14 protein-coding genes are annotated in these 17,521 nt (G+C 64.0%); 8 read left to right on the forward strand and 6 right to left on the reverse strand.

From position 1 onward, the window contains the following. Positions 1-107: 107 nt before the first annotated feature. Both AB4Z51_RS20900 and AB4Z51_RS20905 read left to right on the forward strand, forming a co-directional pair. Positions 108-1,436, forward strand: coding sequence for a polyhydroxyalkanoate depolymerase (locus AB4Z51_RS20900; RefSeq protein WP_063980052.1), 1,329 nt, complete (start codon positions 108-110; stop codon positions 1,434-1,436). 217 nt (positions 1,437-1,653) lie between these two features. Further along, a complete protein-coding gene (locus AB4Z51_RS20905; RefSeq protein ID WP_441497889.1) occupies positions 1,654-2,493 on the forward strand; it encodes a M48 family metallopeptidase in 840 nt (279 codons plus the stop codon). A 372-nt stretch (positions 2,494-2,865) separates the two neighbouring features. On the opposite strand, the gene AB4Z51_RS20910 is transcribed toward AB4Z51_RS20905, so the two are convergent. Continuing rightward, positions 2,866-3,531, reverse strand: coding sequence for a hypothetical protein (locus AB4Z51_RS20910; protein WP_441497890.1), 666 nt, complete (start codon positions 3,529-3,531; stop codon positions 2,866-2,868). 554 nt (positions 3,532-4,085) lie between these two features. Further along, positions 4,086-6,299, reverse strand: coding sequence for a transglycosylase domain-containing protein (locus AB4Z51_RS20915; RefSeq protein ID WP_441497891.1), 2,214 nt, complete (start codon positions 6,297-6,299; stop codon positions 4,086-4,088). Positions 6,300-6,467: 168 nt separating this feature from the next. On the opposite strand from AB4Z51_RS20915, the gene AB4Z51_RS20920 reads away from it, so the two are divergent. Continuing rightward, positions 6,468-6,893 carry a DUF1330 domain-containing protein gene (locus tag AB4Z51_RS20920; protein ID WP_441497892.1) on the forward strand — a complete coding sequence of 142 codons (426 nt, stop codon included), beginning with the start codon at positions 6,468-6,470 and terminating at the stop codon, positions 6,891-6,893. 138 nt (positions 6,894-7,031) lie between these two features. Here AB4Z51_RS20920 and AB4Z51_RS20925 read toward each other — a convergent pair whose 3' ends face one another. The 3 genes from AB4Z51_RS20925 to AB4Z51_RS20935 all read right to left on the reverse strand — a co-directional run bounded on the left by AB4Z51_RS20925 (position 7,032) and on the right by AB4Z51_RS20935 (position 10,262). After that, positions 7,032-8,258: an ABC transporter substrate-binding protein gene (locus tag AB4Z51_RS20925; protein ID WP_441497893.1), complete on the reverse strand. Its 1,227-nt coding sequence runs from the start codon at positions 8,256-8,258 to the stop codon at positions 7,032-7,034. A gap of 273 nt (positions 8,259-8,531) precedes the next feature. Next, a complete protein-coding gene (locus AB4Z51_RS20930) occupies positions 8,532-9,758 on the reverse strand; it encodes an ABC transporter substrate-binding protein (RefSeq protein WP_441497894.1) in 1,227 nt (408 codons plus the stop codon). Positions 9,759-9,905: 147 nt separating this feature from the next. After that, complete coding sequence (locus tag AB4Z51_RS20935) at positions 9,906-10,262, reverse strand: DUF1304 domain-containing protein (protein WP_206706279.1); 357 nt, start codon at positions 10,260-10,262, stop codon at positions 9,906-9,908. Between the two features lie 97 nt (positions 10,263-10,359). Between AB4Z51_RS20935 and AB4Z51_RS20940 the strand changes: the two genes are divergently transcribed. Beyond that, positions 10,360-10,890 carry a methylated-DNA--[protein]-cysteine S-methyltransferase gene (locus AB4Z51_RS20940; protein WP_441497895.1) on the forward strand — a complete coding sequence of 177 codons (531 nt, stop codon included), beginning with the start codon at positions 10,360-10,362 and terminating at the stop codon, positions 10,888-10,890. A 230-nt stretch (positions 10,891-11,120) separates the two neighbouring features. On the opposite strand, the gene AB4Z51_RS20945 is transcribed toward AB4Z51_RS20940, so the two are convergent. Next, positions 11,121-13,910 (reverse strand): [protein-PII] uridylyltransferase, encoded by a 2,790-nt coding sequence (locus AB4Z51_RS20945; RefSeq protein ID WP_166347778.1) that lies wholly within the window; start codon positions 13,908-13,910, stop codon positions 11,121-11,123. Positions 13,911-14,098: 188 nt separating this feature from the next. On the opposite strand from AB4Z51_RS20945, the gene AB4Z51_RS20950 reads away from it, so the two are divergent. The 4 genes from AB4Z51_RS20950 to AB4Z51_RS20965 all read left to right on the forward strand — a co-directional run bounded on the left by AB4Z51_RS20950 (position 14,099) and on the right by AB4Z51_RS20965 (position 17,496). Continuing rightward, positions 14,099-15,070 (forward strand): aliphatic sulfonate ABC transporter substrate-binding protein, encoded by a 972-nt coding sequence (locus AB4Z51_RS20950; RefSeq protein WP_014491109.1) that lies wholly within the window; start codon positions 14,099-14,101, stop codon positions 15,068-15,070. A gap of 226 nt (positions 15,071-15,296) precedes the next feature. Beyond that, positions 15,297-16,142 carry an ABC transporter permease gene (locus AB4Z51_RS20955; protein WP_441497898.1) on the forward strand — a complete coding sequence of 282 codons (846 nt, stop codon included), beginning with the start codon at positions 15,297-15,299 and terminating at the stop codon, positions 16,140-16,142. A 4-nt stretch (positions 16,143-16,146) separates the two neighbouring features. Continuing rightward, positions 16,147-16,932: an ABC transporter ATP-binding protein gene (locus tag AB4Z51_RS20960; protein ID WP_085404059.1), complete on the forward strand. Its 786-nt coding sequence runs from the start codon at positions 16,147-16,149 to the stop codon at positions 16,930-16,932. Positions 16,933-16,986: 54 nt separating this feature from the next. Next, positions 16,987-17,496 (forward strand): OsmC family protein, encoded by a 510-nt coding sequence (locus AB4Z51_RS20965; protein ID WP_208083646.1) that lies wholly within the window; start codon positions 16,987-16,989, stop codon positions 17,494-17,496. Positions 17,497-17,521: the final 25 nt, after the last annotated feature.

The following is a 17,521-nucleotide window of genomic DNA, read 5'->3' on the forward strand; positions in this document are numbered from 1 at the left end:
GGATTCAGGCTGATTTAGCCGTTCCGGCTCCGTAGATGTACGGAACCATGCATTGACGCAATATTACGCATTCGGCAGTATGTTGCGATGCGAAGAGGATTTTAACAATGCCTATTGGTGAGTTCGGCGGCGCGCCGCCCCTGGCGGCCGAAGGCAGTCCGGTCCTGACGACGCCGATGTACTGGATGTACGAGATGGGGCAGGCCTCTCTCAATCCGGCGCGCGCGGTCACCGATGCGACCAAGCTCTTGTTTCAGAATCCCCTCAATCCGTGGGCGCGCACCGAGGTCGGCAAGTCCGTCGCCGCGGCCTGTGAATTGTTCGAACGCACCACGCGCCGTTACGGCAAGCCGGAATGGGGCCTCAACGACACCGAGGTCAACGGCATCCGCGTTCCCGTCGAGGTCCGCTCGGTCTGGGAAAAGCCGTTCTGCAAGCTGCTCTACTTCGATCGCAAGTTCGCCCGTCCCTTGCGCAGCCCGCAGCCGCGCGTGCTGATCGTGGCGCCGATGTCCGGCCACTACGCGACGCTGCTGCGCGGCACGGTCGAGGCGTTCCTGCCGGCGCATGAGGTCTACATCACCGATTGGGCCGACGCCCGCATGGTGCCCCTGAGCGATGGCCGCTTCGATCTCGACGACTACATCGACTACGTCATCGAGATGCTGCACGTCCTTGGCGGCAACACCCATGTCATGGCGGTGTGCCAGCCCTCCGTTCCCGTCGTTGCCGCCGTCTCGATCATGGAAGCGCGGCGCGACCCCTTCGTGCCGACCTCGATGACGCTGATGGGCGGCCCGATCGACACCCGTCGCAATCCGACCGGGGTGAACAAGCTCGCCCAGGAGCGCGGCATCGACTGGTTCCGCAACACCGTCATCACCAAGGTGCCGTTCCCGCATCCGGGCATGATGCGCGACGTCTATCCGGGCTTCCTGCAGCTCAACGGGTTCATCAGCATGAACCTCGACCGGCACATGGACGCCCACAAGCGCCTGTTTGCCAATCTGGTGAAGGGCGACGGCGACCTCGTCGACAAGCATCGCGACTTCTACGACGAATATCTCGCGGTGATGGATCTCTCCGCCGAGTATTATCTGCAGACGGTCGACACCGTGTTCGTGAAGCACTCGCTGCCTAAGGGCGAGATGACCCATCGCGGAACACGCGTCGACCCCTCGAAGGTCACGCGCGTGGCGCTGATGACGGTCGAAGGCGAGAACGACGACATCTCCGGGCTCGGTCAGACCGAAGCAACACACACATTGTGCAGCTCGATCCCCGATCACCGCCGCGTTCATTACGTCCAGAAGGGCGTCGGGCATTACGGCGTGTTCAACGGCTCGCGCTTCAAGTCGGAAATCGTGCCGCGCATCCATGACTTCATGGTCTCGGCTGCGAATCCGAGCTCGTTGCAGGCCCTCGCGGCCGAATAAGCGCGTTTTTCGGCTTTCCCGCTGAAAATCGGCGCCCTGTCGGAGGTTCCGKCAGGGGTTGGTTCCCTCCAGATTCGCGGTATTTAGGTAGCTTCATAGGAGTGATTCCCACCTCAGCCCTTGGGGGTGCCGCATGCGTTCAGCGGGGGCGAAAAAACCGGGTTCCAACCCCAGTCTGTAGGGTCTCCCGGACGCTAGACCGCTGTATATTGGGCAAATGATTTGTTTTTGCGCCGAGCGCTTTCCCTGGCGGCGGTTATGGCAGAATCCGGGCGCCCTCCTGCCCCCCGGACTGACAGACATGGCCACTCGCGCACTCCTCTATCGACGGCCCCACGAGCCGAAGACCCTGGTCATCACCCATGGATCGCAGTTTTTTGCGATTCGATTGCGCCGGCACCGCCGCGCGCGCCGCTACACGCTCAGAATTCATCCAAGCGATCGCGAAGCCATCCTCACCATCCCGCCGCGCGGCACGCTGGCCGAAGCCAAGGACTTCGCACAACGTCACGGCGCGTGGATCGCTGCACGTCTTGGTCGTTTGCCGAAGGCTGCGCCGTTCCAACCCGGCACAGTGATACCGCTACGCGGCACGGCCCATCGTATCGTTCATCGTGCCGGCACGCGCGGCACGGTATGGACAGAAGTGCGCGACAGCGGTGAACGCATTCTCTGCGTCGCCGGCGGGATCGAGCATGTCGACCGCCGCGTCAGCGACTTCCTCAAGCGCGAGGCGCGCCACGATCTCCAGCGCTCGGCGGAGGCCTATGCCGTCGAGCTCGGCGTCAGGGTCAAGCGCCTCTCGATCCGCGATCAGTCCAGCCGTTGGGGCTCCTGCACCTCGGCTGGCTCGCTGTCGTTCTCCTGGCGCCTGATCCTCGCGCCGCCCTACGTGCTCGACTACCTCGCCGCGCACGAGGTCGCCCATCTCGTTGAGATGAACCACTCGGCGCGGTTCTGGCGCGTCTGCGGAAAGGCCTGCCCGTCGATGGAGCGCGCCAAGAAGTGGCTCGATACGCACGGCAACGACCTGCACCGCTATGGGGTCGAGGATTGATCCTCGTCGCAGACTAGGCCTCGCTGCTAGCCCAACACTCACTGTCGTCGCCCGGCTTGACCGGGCGACCCAGTATCCCAGAGGCCGTAGTGATTGAATCGAGAGGCCGCGGCGTACTGGATTCCCCGCTTTCGCGGGGAATGACAGCGGAGGACGGGGCGACATCAGTGCGTCTCGTGCCACGCTTCCCGATTTTCCCGAACGACCGACCATCGGACTATCCAGGCGAGCAGCTCTTGTCGCGCGACATCGCGGGCGTTGAACGCCGACGATGGCTGCTCGTTGTTCGGCGTTAGCCGGGATGATTTTGCTTGATGTGCTTTGACAAAATTCGTCGCCTGGATGCCGCGCGTCCTCAAACCATCTCTCAGGTCAGGCGCTGATATCTGCGCCTGTCCCCGGCTGCGCGCGCGAGGCGAGATAGGACGATTGCAGTTGCACGGCGGCCTTCTGGCCCTCGGCCAGCATCGCCTGGAAGGCCGCGTCGAGTTGATCGCGACTATAGGTCGCAGAATTGCTCTGACGCGGTGTCCATTGCGATTGCGTGATCGCGGTGGACGCTTTTTCGACGGTGCCGCCAAGCAGCTTGGCGTAATTGTCGGCCCGCCATTGCGCCAGATCAGGTCCACTCAGACCGGGAGGATCCTCGAGCTTGCCGATCTTTGCGGCCGCCGCGTTGGTCATCGTCGAGGACCCGCCATTGTACAGTGTGGCCACCACCTTGCCGTCAACCTTCACCTGGGCATAGGTATTTTCAGGCGCATCGTCCGAGACGGCCGGTTGGGTCGCGTTCGCGCCGTGGGTCATCAGCCAATTCGTTGCCATCAGGTCGCGCAGGACCGGGTTATCCGCCACCGAGATCGGCTTGGCGCCTTGCAGCGGCTTGAGTTGCGACACGCTGATTCCGGGGCTGCTGGTCGCAGCGTCAGTTGCAGTCGACGCCTCCGGCTGGAGATCTGATGTCGTTGTCGCATTGGAACCGGACGTTGATGCAGGACGCAGATAGGGCAACGCCGCGCTGGATAGACCTGCAATCATGGAACGCTCCTTCCCACTAAATCCGAGTCTTTGGGACTCAACCTAAGAGAGCAATTCCTGGGCCGATGTCGGAGCCTTGAAGAGACTGGTGTTTTGGCGTTCAGGGATATCTCGGCATCGGTAGATCTTGCCGTCTTGGGCAGGACTTGTTGGGCAGGACTTGCCGAAGCCGTGGCGCGATGTCAGCCCGAGCAAACGCTGCTGGCCGCATCCATCACTGTCATCGCCCGCGAAGGCGGGCGATCCAGTACGCCGCGGCAGCTGTTTTGAATCTCGACGTCTCGGAATACCGGATTCCCCGCTGGAGCCTGTCATCGGGCTCGCCGAAGGCGAGTCCCGGTGGCGGGGAATGACAGTTGAGAGTGGGGCGACGTCAGCGCGCTTTGCGCGATCCCCGCCATACTTCGCGACGATTACGCGGCACGCTCGATTTGTCCCGCCGGATCAAACGTTTCGTACAATCCACCGCGCGGCGCGCCTGATATCAACGGCTACTGTGCATGGGGTCGTTTTCGCGTTTTTTGTCTTGAGGCCCTGGGGACCTCAGCTCGAAGCTACCGATTTCCGCCGAACAGCCGGTCCATCAGCCAGCCGTCGAGGCCTGCTGCGGCTTCCGGCCGCACATTCGCGCGCGTCGGAGGCGGGCGATAGCCGCCACTGCTCGCCGGTGCCGGCCCCGGCGCTACCGCTGTCGGCGGCGACACCTGCGATGCCGCCTGCGCGAGGTTCGACAGGCCCCAGGTCGCTTGCGAGTTCGGCAAGGCGGCCACCGGCACGCCCTCGTGCGCCGTGCGCATGAAGCGGGACCAGACCTCGACGGGCAGGCCGCCGCCGGTCGCCTTCTTGGTCGGCGAGTTGTCGTCATTGCCGAGCCAGACGCCGGTGACGAGGTTGGCGGTGTAGCCGATGAACCAGGCATCGCGGTAATCCTGGCTGGTACCGGTCTTGCCGGCCGCCGGCCAGCCGGGGATCTCCGCCTTCTTGGCGGTGCCTGATATCAGCGTCTCCCGCATCATCGTGTTCATCATGCCGACATAGCGCGGGTCGACCACCTGGTTGCGCTCTTCCGCTTGCCGCATGTAGAGCAGCTTGCCACTGATCGTCCTGATCCGCGTGACGACATGCGGCGCCACCGCGAAGCCGCCATTGGCGAAGGGGGCATAGGCGCCGACCAGCTCGACGACCGAGACTTCGGAGGTGCCAAGCGCGATCGAGGCATTGGGCTCGAGCTTCGAGGAGATGCCGAGCCGGTGCGCGGTGCGCACCACGTTCTTCGGTCCGACCTCGAGACCGAGGCGGATGGCGACGGTGTTGAGCGACATCGCCAGCGCCTGCGTCAGCGTCACCGCGCCGAAATATTCGTGGGTGTAGTTCTCGGGTTTCCAGCCCTTGACCTCGATCGGGGCGTCCTGGCGCACCGTGTCCGGCGTCAGCCCCTGCTCGAGCGCGGTCAGGTACACGAACGGCTTGAACGAGGAGCCCGGCTGGCGCTTCGCCGTGACCGCGCGGTTGTACTGGCTGTCGGAATAGTTCCGTCCGCCGACCATGGCGCGTACCGCGCCGTCAGGCGTCATCGCCACCAGCGCGCCCTGGCTGACATTGAACTTGACGCTCTTGGCCGCGAGCTCGTCGATGATGGCGGCTTCCGCCACGCTCTGCAGCTTCGGATCGATCGTGGTCTCGACCTTGATGCTCTCGTCGATCTGGCCGACCAGATCGTCCAGCACCTCGCCGATCCAGTCGGCGACGTAGTTGAGCGTGCCGGCTCCGGCCGGCTTCACGTTGTAGGAGGGGTGGCCGATCGAGGCCTGCGCCTGTGCTTCGGTGATGAATTTTGCATCCGCCATCGCCGCGAGCACGATCTGTGCGCGCGCTTCCGCGCCTTCCGGATTGCGGTTCGGCGCCAGCCGCGACGGCGATTTGACGAGGCCCGCCAGCATCGCGGCCTCGGCGACGGTGACGTCCTTCGCCGACTTGCCGAAATATTTCTGTGCCGCGGCCTCGACGCCATAGGCGCCCGAGCCGAAATAGACGCGGTTGAGATAGAGCTCCAGGATCTCGTTCTTGGAATGCTTGCGCTCCAGCCAGATCGCGAGCTCCGCCTCCTGCAGCTTGCGCGCCATGGTCCGCTCCTGGGTCAGGAACAGGTTTTTCGCGAGCTGCTGCGTCAAGGTCGAGCCGCCCTGCGAGACGCCGCGATGGAGCACGTTGGTGACGAGGGCCCGTAGGATGCCAATCGGGTCGATGCCGAAATGCGAGTAGAAGCGGCGATCCTCGATGGCGATGAAGGCCTTCGGCAGATAGGGCGGCAGGTCCTTCAGCGAGACGTTGGCGCCGGCCATCTCGCCGCGCTGCGCCAACATGCTGCCGTCGATGCCGACGATCTGGATCGTCGGCGGCCGCTTGGGAATCTCCAGCGACTGGATCGGCGGCAGATGGGCGCCGACATAGATCACGACGCCGATCACGGCGATCATGCCCCACAGGCCGAGCACCGCACCCCAATAGACGAGGCGGCCGAGGCTGAAGCCTCCGCCCGACTTCGACCGGCGCTTGGCTCCGCTGCGGCCGGCTTGTGCCTTCCGCTCGCGCGGCGGCTCGTCGCCGGCATCCTCGCTCTTGCGCTTGGCGGATGCTTTCGTTGATTTCTTCGGCTTGTCCTCGCCGCCGGGGACGCGGTCGGCCGCGGTCAGGCGCAGATCGGCGAGCGCAGCAGGCAAGCCGAACAACGGCTCCTTCCGCCCACCCTTTTTCTTTCCCCACGCCATACACAAAACGCCCGGTCAGCCCGCCCCGCCGCACGGTACCGGTCGCTGTTTAAGGCCCGGTTACCCAGAGCTTAACGCGCGATTAGGAGGTGCGGCATTCGCCTGCCGCAGTTCCGCTCGCCGGGCGGCAGAGCTAGGATCGCCCGCATAAAACAAGAGGGAACCGGCATGGGCCATATCGATCCGAGCAAGGAGATTTTTGCGCAGTTCCGGGACAACGACCGCCCCGGCCCGATCCACATGCTCAATCTGGTGCGCTTGCGCGAAGAGGCGGCCTATCCCGACGGCCGCAAGGCGAGCGGCGCGGAAGCCTATGCGGCCTATGGCCGTGAGAGCGGCCCGGTGTTCGAGCGCCTCGGCGGCCGCATCGTCTGGCAGGGCAAATTCGAGCTGATGCTGATCGGCCCGCAAGAGGAGCGCTGGGACCATTGCTTCATCGCGGAGTATCCGAGCGTCGCCGCCTTCGTCGAGATGATCCGCGATTCCGTCTATCGCGAAGCGGTGAAGCATCGGCAGGCCGCGGTGGAGGATTCACGGCTGATCCGGTACGCGGTGCTGCCGGTGGGGAAGAATTTTGGGGAGATACCGGAGTAGATGTCTCTGCGCGCATCCCCCTCCGCCGTCATGGCCGGGCTTGACCCGGCCATCCACGCCCTTGCCTTGCCGCTCCAAGAACGTGGATGGCCGGGACAAGCCCGGGCATGACGTCGTTGAGGCAGTTGTTTCCGAGAACTAATCGATCGGGCCGGCATCCTCCAGGATCGGGCCGAACAGCTCCCAGCGCTCGCCGTTGAACTTCATCATTTGAAGCTGCTTGTTGACGCGGTAGTCGGTCGGCGAGGTGTTGGCCTTGATGCCGGGCAGCGCGGTGTCACTGACGACGTCCTTCAGCGACGCGGCCTGCTTCATGACGTTCTCGCGCGTCAGGTCGTCGCCGCACTGCTTCAGCACATGGACCAGCAGCTGCGCCGTGCTGTAGCCGTAGGTGTTGAAGTTCGAGTCCTTGTCGCCGTCCGGATAGTACTTCGCCATGAAGTCGAAATACCTCTTCAGGCCGGCATCGTCCTTCCAGGTCGGATCGAGCGGTTCCTTGCCGTAGTTGACGCTGATCAAGCCCTTGGCGGCATCGAGGCCGGCCGGCTTCAGCACCGCGCCGACCGAGGTGGCGTTGATGTCGACGATCTGCACCGGATGCCAGCCCATCTCGGCGATCTTCTTGATCGCTTGTGCGGCCTGCTTCGGCGTGGTGGCGCTGAAGAACAGATCGGCGCCGGCGTCCTTGATCTTGAGGACCTGCGAATCGACGGTCGGATCGGAGACTTCGTAGGAGGCTTCGGTCACGATCATCTTGGCGGCCTTGTCGCCGAGGCCGGCCTTGATGCCGTTCAGATAGTCCTTGCCGAGGTCGTCGTTCTGATAGAGCACGCCGATCTTGGCGTTGGGATGCTGCTTCAGAATGTACTGGCCGTAGATGCGGCCTTCGACGAAGTAGTTGGGATTGAAGCCCATGGTCCACGGGAAGTTCTTCGGATCGGTGAACCTCGATGCGCCGGTGGCCGCGAACAACTGCGGCACCTTCTTGGAATTGAGATATTTCTGCACCGCCGCGTTCACGGGCGTGCCGATGATCTGGAAGGTCAGCAACACCTCGTCGCTCTCGACGAGCTTGCGGATCTGCTCCACGGCTTTCGGCGGCGAATAGGCGTCGTCGTACTGGATCAGGTTGATCTTGCGACCATTGACGCCGCCCTGGTCGTTGATCATCTTGAAATRGGCGGCCTGGGTCTTGCCGATCGACGAATAGGCCGACGCCGGTCCCGAAAACGGCATCGTCTGTCCGACCTTGATCTCGGTGTCGCTGGCGCCCGGGTCATATTTTTTCTGGGCATTGGCCGCAGAGACGGACAGCGCCAGGGTCAGCGCCGTTGCCGTGGCCAGATGCAGCATTCCATTCCTCATTCGCAGTTTCCTCAGTTTGTTATTGCCGATGATCTGCCCGGGTGCTCTTGCGCACAGGACGTCACCGCTGAGGGCGATTGTGGATGAGGCGTTGCTGCAACGCAAGGTGGGTGGAGACGCGCAGTTCGTAGGGTGGGTCAGCCTTGCGGCTGCGCGAAGCGCAGTCCGCCGAGCGTAACCCACCACTTCTGTTGCCGCGGATGTCGAAGAGGCGGATTACGCCGAGCAGATGAGCTTTGCGCATCTGCAGGGCTAATCCACCCCACGCAGTTACTAACCCGCCGGGCCGTTGTCCTCGATGATCGGGCCGAACAGCTCCCAACGCTCGCCGTTGAACTTCATCATCTGCATCTGCTTGTTGACGCGATAATCGTTCGGTCCGGTGTTGATCTTGATACCGGGCAGCGCGAAGCTCGGGGTGAAGTCCTTGATGTTGGCGACCTGCTTCATCACGTTCTCACGCGACAGGTCGTCGCCGCACTGTTTCAGCACCTGCGTCAGCAACTCGGCGACCGAATAAGCATAGGTGTTGACCGTGTTGAGCTTGTCGCCTTCGGGGAAATACTTGTCCATGAAGGCGAAGAACGCTTTCACGCCCGGATCGTCCTTCCACTGCGGGTCACTCGGCTCCTTGCCGTATTGGGTCGAGATGATCCCCTTGGAGATGTCGAGACCGGCCGGCTTCAGCGTCGCCGAGATCGGACTCGCATTGATGTCGAGGATGTGCACCGGCGTCCAGCCGAGCTCGGCCACCTTCTTGATGGCCTGCGCCGCGAACTTCGGCGTCGAGGCATCGTAGAAAAGATCTGCGCCGAGCGACTTCAGCTTGACCACCTGCGAATCGACGGTCGGGTCGGTGACCTCGTAGGACACTTCGCCGACGATCATCTTCGCGGCCTTGTCGCCGAGGCCGCTCTTGAGGCCGGCGAGATAGTCGCGACCCATGTCGTCGTTCTGGTAGAGCACGCCGATCTTGGCATTGGGGTGATTGGCGAGAATGTATTTGGCGTAGATGCGTCCCTCGGACACGTAGTTGGGATTGTAGGCGATGGTCCAGGGATAGTTCTGCGGATCGTTGAAGCGTGCGGCGCCGGTGGAGGCCAGCAGCTGCGGGATCTTCTTGCCGTTGAGATATTTTTGCACGGCGGCGTTCGCGGCCGTGCCGATGATCTGGAAGGTGAACAGCACCTCGTCGCCTTCGACGAGCTTGCGCACCTGCTCGACCGTCTTCGGCGGCGAATAGGCATCGTCATACTGGATCAGATTGATCTTGCGGCCGTTGATGCCGCCCTGATCGTTGWTCATCTTGAAGTAGGCGGCCTGGGTCTTGCCGATATTGGCGTAGACGGAATAGGCGCCGGAGAACGGCACGGTCTGGCCGATCTTGATCTCGGTGTCGCTCGCGCCGGTGTCATATTTCTTCTGGGCGAGGGCTTGGCTGGCGGTGAACGCGAAGGCGATCGCCGCCGTGGCAGCTATGAAGGCTCTGCGATTGTTCATCTTGGTTGTTCCTCCTGACGGAATTTCCGGTTGACGGTCTTTTCCCGTTGATTGCAACGGTCGCCATCGCTGCCGGAGAGTGTGGAGGAAGGTCCGGCGCCGCGCAAGGATCGCGACGCTGCGCCGTAGCGTCTCAGGTCACGAGAATCAGGTCAGAAACAGTGCAACCAGTGCGATCGCCGCCGGCAGCGCCTGCACGAGCAGGATGCGGGTGCTGACGGTCGCCGCGCCGTAGACGCCGGCCACGATCACGCAGAGCAGGAAGAATGCCTTGATCTGGAATGCGAAGGCCGGGTTGCCGTGGACGAGGCCCCAGATCAGGCCGGCGGCGAGGAAGCCGTTATAGAGCCCTTGGTTGGCCGCCAGCACCTTCGTGATCTCGGCCTTTTCGGGCGTATTGCGGAATGTCTTCAAGCCAAGCGGCTTGTCCCAGAGAAACATCTCCAGGATCAGGAAGTAGGCATGCAGTGCGGCGACCAGCGCCACCAGGACATTGGTGATCAGAATCAAGTTGAGCCCCCCAAAGCGTCAGCTTTCGGGTGGACGTTAGCACGGCCGGCATGGCAAGTGCGATGGCGTGTTTCGATGGCCTGGTGTCGCAATGCCCGCTCGATCAACCAAACCGCCTGAACGATTCGGCCTCGATCGCCTGACGACGCCGATCGGGATCGCGCTGCTCGTCACCGATGCCGAGGGCGCCTTGCGTGCGCTCGACTGGGAAGACTACGAGCCCCGCATGCGCGAGCTGTTGCGCCTGCAATACGGCGCCGTGGACCTGGTTGATCGGTCCGCGCCGGCGGCGATGAAGACCGCGCTGTCAGCATATTTCGAAGGCGATCTCGGCCAGCTCTCGGGCGTCGCATGGCGCATCGCCGGCACGCCGTTCCAGCAGAAGGTCTGGACCGCGTTGGCAAAGATCCCTGCCGGCACCACGATGAGCTATGGCGCGATGGCCGCTAGGATCGACATGCCCAAAGCCATTCGTGCCGTCGGCCATGCCAACGGCTCCAACCCGATCAGCGTGGTGCTGCCCTGTCACCGCCTGATCGGCGCCGACGGCTCGCTGGTGAAATATGGCGGTGGCCTCGAGCGCAAGCGCTGGCTGCTCAGGCATGAGGGGGTCGAGGTCTGAGCCGAAGCGTCAAGTACTATTGGGGTTGTCCTCGGAGTTCCCTGTTTCCAGGCAACCCATTCCTCCGCGTCTTGAAGCGAGACGAAATCAGCGATCGGAATGTCGGTAAGGTCGGCACGACGTTCGATCACGCGCCATCCGCCCTGTTCGAGTCGTTGGATGATGAAAGACGCGACCGGAAGAAAATCAGCCATGGGTCAACAATCATTTTGAGGCCGAGAGATTTGGCCTTACGCCGCCGGCTGCACCGCCTTGTCGCCGGCCATCACATGGGTCAGCGCGCTCTTGATCGCGGACTGGCGCGTCGGCGCGTTGATCTGCGCGCCCAGGAGGTCGGTGACGTAGAACACGTCGCGGGCGCGCTCGCCGAAGGTCGCGACATGGGCCGAGGCGATGTTGAGGTTGAGCTTCGAGATCGCGGTGGTCAGCTCGTAGAGCAGGCCGGGGCGGTCGAGGCCGGACATCTCGATCACCGTGTAGCGGTCGGACCATTGGTTGTTGATGGTCACTTCCGGCTCGATCGTGAAAGGCCGCGCCTTGCTGCGCACGGTGCGCCGCGCCACCACTTCGGGCAGCCGCAGCTTGCCTTCCAGCACGTCCTCGATCATCTCGCCGATGCGCGTGGCGCGCCGGCCCTCGTCCTCGTCGCGGTCGTATTCCCTGGAGATCGAGATCGTGTCGAGCGCGCGGCCGTCGGTCGTTGTGTAGATCTGCGCGTCGACGATGTTGGCGCCGGCCGAGGCGCAGGCGCCGGCGATGATCGAGAGCAGCCAGGGATGGTCGGCGGCGAAGATCGTGAGCTCAGTGACGCCGCGCACCTCGTCGAAGCCGACATTGATCGCGAGCTTGTGGCCGGCCTGCTCGCTGGAGCGGACGAAGCGGGCATGGCGGATCTTTCGCGGCAGCTCGACCTTGAGCCAATAGGCGGGATAGTGCCGGCCGATATAGGCATCGAGCTCGTCCGCCGGCCATTCGGCGAAGGCCATGCGGAATTCGGCGTAGGCGGCCGTCAGGCGCTTGCCGCGGTCGACTTCCGAGAAGCCGCCGGTCAGCACCGGTTCGGTTTCATAATAGAGAGAGCGCAGCAGCTGCGCCTTCCAGCCGTTCCACACGCCCGGGCCGACGCCGCGGATGTCGGCGGTGGTCAGGATCGTGAGCAATTTCATCTGCTCGACCGACTGCACCACGGCAGCAAAGTTCTCGATGGTCTTGCGGTCGGAGAGATCGCGCGACTGCGCGACCGTGGACATCGTCAGATGCTCCTCGATCAGCCAGGCCACGAGCTCGGTGTCGGCCGCGCTGAAGCCGAGCCGCGGGCACAGCCGGCGCGCCACCTTGGCGCCCGCGATCGAGTGATCCTCCGGCCGTCCCTTGGCGATGTCGTGCAGCAGCGTCGTGATGTAGATCACCGCACGGTGCTCGGGCCGGATCTTGCGGAAGAGATCGCTGGCGACCGTGAACTCCTCGATGCCGCCGCGCTCGATGTCCTGCAGGAAGCCGACGCAGCGGATCAGATGCTCGTCGACGGTGTAGTGATGATACATGTTGAACTGCATCATCGAGACGATCTTGCCGAAGGCGCGGATGAAATGRCCGAGCACGCCGGTCTCGTTCATTCGACGCAGCACGATCTCGGCGTTGTCGGAGGTCAGGATCTCCATGAACAGCCGGTTGGCTTCCGGGTTCTCGCGCAGCTGCGCGTTGATCAGGCCGAGCGAGCGCGTCACGTCGCGCATCGCGTCCGGATGGAAGGCGAGGTTGTTCTTCTGCGCCAGGCGGAAGATCCGGATCAAATTGACCGGATCGTGCTTGAACACGTCGGGCGCTGCGACGTTGATGCGGTTGTTGTCGACGAGGAAGTCGTCGCTGTCGGGGACGCGGCGCTTCGCGGGGGCGGGGCGCAGCCGCGCCATCATCCGGCTCAGCACCGGCGCGGGCTTGGCCTGCTGGTCCTCGAGCTTGGCGCAGAGGATGGCGGTGAGGTTGCCCACTTCCTTGGCGACCAGGAAGTAGTGCTTCATGAAGCGCTCGACGTCCTGCATGCCGGGATGCGAGGTGTAGCCGAGCCGGACCGCGATCTCGCGCTGGAGGTCGAAGGAGAGGCGCTCCTCCGCGCGGCCGGAGTAGAAGTGCAGATTGCAGCGCACCGACCAGAGGAAGTCGGCGCAGCGGCGAAAGGTGCGGTATTCCTGCGCGTCGAACACGCCGCGCTCGACCAGCTCGTCGGTATCTCGGACGCGGTAGACGTATTTGGCGATCCAGAACAGCGTGTGCAGGTCGCGCAGGGCGCCCTTGCCGTCCTTGACGTTGGGCTCCACCAGGTAGCGCGACTGGCCGCCGCGGCGGTGGCGCTCCTCGCGCTCGGCGAGCTTTGCGGTGACGAATTCGGATGCCGTGCCCTGCACCACGTCCTTGTCGAAGCGCGCGACCAGTTCGTCATAGAGCGGTTGGTCGCCGGTCAGGAAGCGCGTTTCCAGAATCGCGGTGCGGATGGTCATGTCGCCGCGCGCCTGCCGGATCGATTCATCGACCGAGCGCGTGGCGTGTCCGACCTTCAGCCCCATGTCCCAGAGACAGTAGAGAATGGCCTCAGCCACCTGCTCACCCCAGGCGGTCTGCTTGTAGGGCAGGATGAACAGCAGATCGATGTCGGATTCCGGCGCCATCAGGCCGCGGCCATAGCCGCCGGTCGCGACCACCGCCATGCGCTCCGCGCCGCTCGGGATCGGCGAGCGGTAGAGATGCCGGGTCGCCGCCGAATACAGGATGCGGATGATCTCGTCCTGCACGTGGCACAGCCGCTCGGCGCAGCGCCTTCCGTGACGGTCCTTCAGCAGGATCGCCTGCGCCGCGGCGCGCGCCGCGATCAGCTCGGCCTTGAGCATTTGCGCCATGGCCGTGCGGAACGTGTCCTCACGTCCCTGATGCTTCTCGGCAAGCGCATCGACCGCGGCGGTGATCCGCGCGGTGTCGAAGCGATCGTCCACCTCGGCCTTGTGCTCAGTCGCGACGCTGTCCATGTCTCACCGGATATAAGAGGTGACAGGCGCTGTCACCCGCCATTCTCTGGCAATAGTCGTTCCATGCTGGAAAAGGCCGGCCTCGGGCAAAATCGTTCTCGGTCGAGGGGCTTTCGGGATAGCGATTTTCTCGTTGACCTCTAGAAATAACTCATTGAAAAACAATGAAGTTTTTGAGGAGGCTGGGCATGACCGGGATTACACGACGCATTCTGTTGGCGGGGGCTGTTGCGCTCGCCATGACCCCTGCGGCACGGGCGGCGGATCCGCTCAAGGAAATCCGCATCGACTGGGCGACCTACAATCCGGTGTCGATGGTCCTGAAGCAGAAGGGTCTGCTGGAGAAGGAGTTCGCCAAGGACGGCATCAGCATCATTTGGGTGCAGTCGGCCGGCTCCAACAAGGCGCTCGAATTCCTCAACGCCGGCTCGATCGATTTCGGCTCGACCGCGGGCTCGGCGGCGCTGGTGGCGAAGATCAACGGGAACCCCATCAAGTCGATCTACGTCTATTCGCGTCCCGAATGGACGGCGCTGGTGACATCAAAGGATTCCAAGATCGCGAGCGTTGCTGATCTCAAGGGCAAGCGCGTCGCGGTGACGCGCGGCACCGATCCGCACATCTTCCTTGTGCGCGCGCTGCTCGGTGCAGGCCTAACTGAGAAGGACATCACGCCGGTGCTGCTCCAGCACGCCGACGGCAAGACCGCGCTGATCCGCGGCGACGTCGACGCCTGGGCCGGCCTCGATCCGATGATGGCGCAGGCCGAGGTCGAGGAAGGTGCAAAACTGTTCTATCGCAAGGCGGATGCCAACACCTGGGGCATCCTCAATGTGCGCGAGCAGTTCTTGAAGGACTATCCGGACGCCGCCCGCCGCGTGCTCGCGGTGTATGAAGAGGCGCGCAAATATTCGCTGGCGAATTACGATGATCTCAAGAAGACCTTCATCGCCGTGACCAAGCTGCCGGACGCGGTCGTCGACAAGCAGCTCAAGGAGCGCACCGAGCTCACCCACAGCCGCATCGGCGCACCCCAGCGCGAGTCGATCCTCGCTGCCGGCCTTGCCCTCCAGCAGGCCGGCGTCGTCGACGCCAAGGTCGATGTGAAGGCGACGCTGGATGCCTTGATCGACGACCAGGTCCCGCTGCCGACGAATTAGTTCGGCAAGCGTGCGCGGCAAACTCCACTGTCGTCCCGGGGCGCGAAGCGAGCCCGGGACCCATAACCACAGGGCGTGGTTTGGCGCGAAGGCCGTCACTCCGGGTCCCCGTAACCATATCGCCCTGTGGTTATGGGCCCCGGATCTGCGCTTCGCTTGTCCGGGGCGACAACCGAGATTGCCGCGCGCCCTTGCATTCCCCGATCAGACGCGCTTCCTACCGGCCATGATCTCCGACGCGCCAGTCCTGCAACAGACCTCGGAACCGGCCGAAAGCGCCGCCGCGCCCTCGCGGCTGTCGCGTTATGCGCGGCCGTTGCTTGGAATATTGCTGCCGCTCATCCTCGCGCTCGGCTGGGAGCTGGTGGTGTGGTCCGGCTGGTCCAACGGCCGTCTGGTGCCGCCCCCCTCGCGCGTCCTTGCGACCATCACCGAGCTCGCCCGCTCCGGAGAGCTGGTCCGCCACATCGCCGCGACGCTATGGCGGGTCGGCCTCGGCTTCGCTTTCGGCGTGATCGCGGGCACCGTGCTCGGCGCCATCTCCGGCTACTGGTCGCTGGCGCGGCGGCTGCTCGATCCGACCGTGCAGGCGCTGCGTGCGATCCCTTCACTCGCCTGGGTGCCGTTGTTCATTCTCTGGCTCGGCATCTTCGAGACCTCCAAGATCGCGCTGATCGCGGTCGGCGTGTTCTTCCCGGTCTATCTCGGCGTGATGGGCGCGATCCTTTCCGTCGATCGCAAGATCGTCGAGGTCGGTCGCACCTTCCGCCTCTCCGGGTTCGCCATGATCCGCCGCATCCTGCTGCCCGCGGTGCTGCCGGCCTATGTGGTGTCCTTGCGTGTCGGCCTTGGTCTGGGCTGGATGTTCGTGGTGGCGGCCGAGCTGATCGGCGCTTCCGAAGGCCTTGGCTATCTCCTGCTCGACGGCCAGCAGCTCGGCAAGCCCGCGCAGATTTTGGCCGCGATCGTCATCTTCGCCATTCTCGGCAAGCTCACCGACTGGCTGATCGAGGTCGGGGCCGCGCCGTTCCTGCGCTGGCAGGACGCCTTCGGGCGCGCGAAGGGAGCGTAACGCGATGCTGGCGCTCGACCGGGTCAGCAAGACCTATCCCAACGGCGTGCAGGCGCTGGCGCGATTCTCCGCTGAGATCAAACAGGGCGAGATCGTCGCCATCATCGGCGGCTCCGGCTGCGGCAAGTCCACGCTGCTGCGTGCCATCGCCGGCCTCGATCGCGCGAGCGCAGGCATGGTGACGCTCGACAGCGAGGCGATCAGTTCGCCGCACGCAAAAATCGGCATCATCTTCCAAGAGCCGCGGCTTCTGCCCTGGCTCAGCGTCGCGGACAATATCGGCTTCGGCCTTGCCGACCTGCCCGCGGCCGAGCGGCGCGAGAAGGTGGCGCGCGCGCTCGCCCGCGTCGGGCTCACTGATAAGGCGCAGGCCTGGCCGCGCGAGCTCTCGGGCGGGCAGGCGCAGCGCGTCGCGATCGCGCGTGCGCTGGTGCCGCAGCCGGAAGTGCTGCTGCTCGACGAGCCGTTCTCGGCGCTCGACGCCTTCACCCGCAGGGATCTCCAGGATCATCTGCTCGACCTCTGGGCCGACACCCGGCCGACCTTGATCCTCGTCACACATGACGTCGACGAGGCCGTGGTGCTGGCCGATCGCGTGCTGGTGATGCGGCCGCGGCCGGGCCGGCTGTTCGACCAGATCGAGATCAATCTCGGCCGTCCGCGCGACCGCAACTCGCCGCTGTTCGAGAATTTCAAGCGAAGTGTGCTGACATCACTCGACCGTTCGCTTGACCGTAACGTGCCCGACCGTGACGCAACCCAGGGTCCCGGTCAGGCCATGTGGTGGTGACAATTTCTCTCTGAGCCGGTACATCGAGGGACGATTTTTCCGGGAGAGAACAAGATGGACGCCGCAGAACTGCGCCAGATGCAGGCCCCGATCAAGGAACGCTACAAGACCGATCCCAAGACCGCGATGATCACGCTGAAGGCCAAGGGCTCGACCGACAGCGAAGGCATCGCCTGCAAGGTCGAGACCGGCCGCGCCATCGCGATGGCGGGCCTGCATCCGGCCACCGGCGGCTCCGGCCTCGAGCTCTGCTCCGGCGACATGCTGCTGGAAGCCTTGGTCGCCTGTGCCGGCGTCACGCTGAAATCGGTCGCGACCGCCATCGAGATCCCGCTCAAGACCGGCAATGTCTATGCCGAGGGCGATCTCGATTTCCGCGGCACGCTCGGCGTCGACAAGGAGACTCCGGTCGGCTTCGCCGAGATCCGCCTGCGCTTCGAGGTCGACACCGACGCGCCGCAGGACAAGCTTGATCTGCTCCTGAAACTCACCGAGCGCTATTGCGTGGTCTACCAGACCATCAAGAACGGCCCGAAGGTTTCGGTGTCGATGCAGCGGATGTGACTTCCTGACCCTCCCCTTGAGGGGG

This window comes from Bradyrhizobium sp. 2TAF36 (assembly GCF_052114925.1).
In the GTDB taxonomy this organism is placed as follows: Bacteria; Pseudomonadota; Alphaproteobacteria; order Rhizobiales; family Xanthobacteraceae; genus Bradyrhizobium; species Bradyrhizobium barranii.

Bases quoted from the DNA above. Each gene is read 5' to 3' on its own strand.
- AB4Z51_RS20900 (WP_063980052.1), top strand. From the start codon at position 108: ATGCCTATTGGTGAGTTCGGCGGCGCGCCGCCCCTGGCGGCCGAAGGC.
- AB4Z51_RS20940 (WP_441497895.1), top strand. From the start codon at position 10,360: ATGCCCGCTCGATCAACCAAACCGCCTGAACGATTCGGCCTCGATCGC.
- AB4Z51_RS20920 (WP_441497892.1), top strand. From the start codon at position 6,468: ATGGGCCATATCGATCCGAGCAAGGAGATTTTTGCGCAGTTCCGGGAC.
- AB4Z51_RS20915 (WP_441497891.1), bottom strand. From the start codon at position 6,299: ATGGCGTGGGGAAAGAAAAAGGGTGGGCGGAAGGAGCCGTTGTTCGGC.
- AB4Z51_RS20960 (WP_085404059.1), top strand. From the start codon at position 16,147: ATGCTGGCGCTCGACCGGGTCAGCAAGACCTATCCCAACGGCGTGCAG.
- AB4Z51_RS20905 (WP_441497889.1), top strand. From the start codon at position 1,654: ATGATTTGTTTTTGCGCCGAGCGCTTTCCCTGGCGGCGGTTATGGCAG.
- AB4Z51_RS20950 (WP_014491109.1), top strand. From the start codon at position 14,099: ATGACCGGGATTACACGACGCATTCTGTTGGCGGGGGCTGTTGCGCTC.
- AB4Z51_RS20965 (WP_208083646.1), top strand. From the start codon at position 16,987: ATGGACGCCGCAGAACTGCGCCAGATGCAGGCCCCGATCAAGGAACGC.
- AB4Z51_RS20910 (WP_441497890.1), bottom strand. From the start codon at position 3,531: ATGATTGCAGGTCTATCCAGCGCGGCGTTGCCCTATCTGCGTCCTGCA.
- AB4Z51_RS20955 (WP_441497898.1), top strand. From the start codon at position 15,297: ATGATCTCCGACGCGCCAGTCCTGCAACAGACCTCGGAACCGGCCGAA.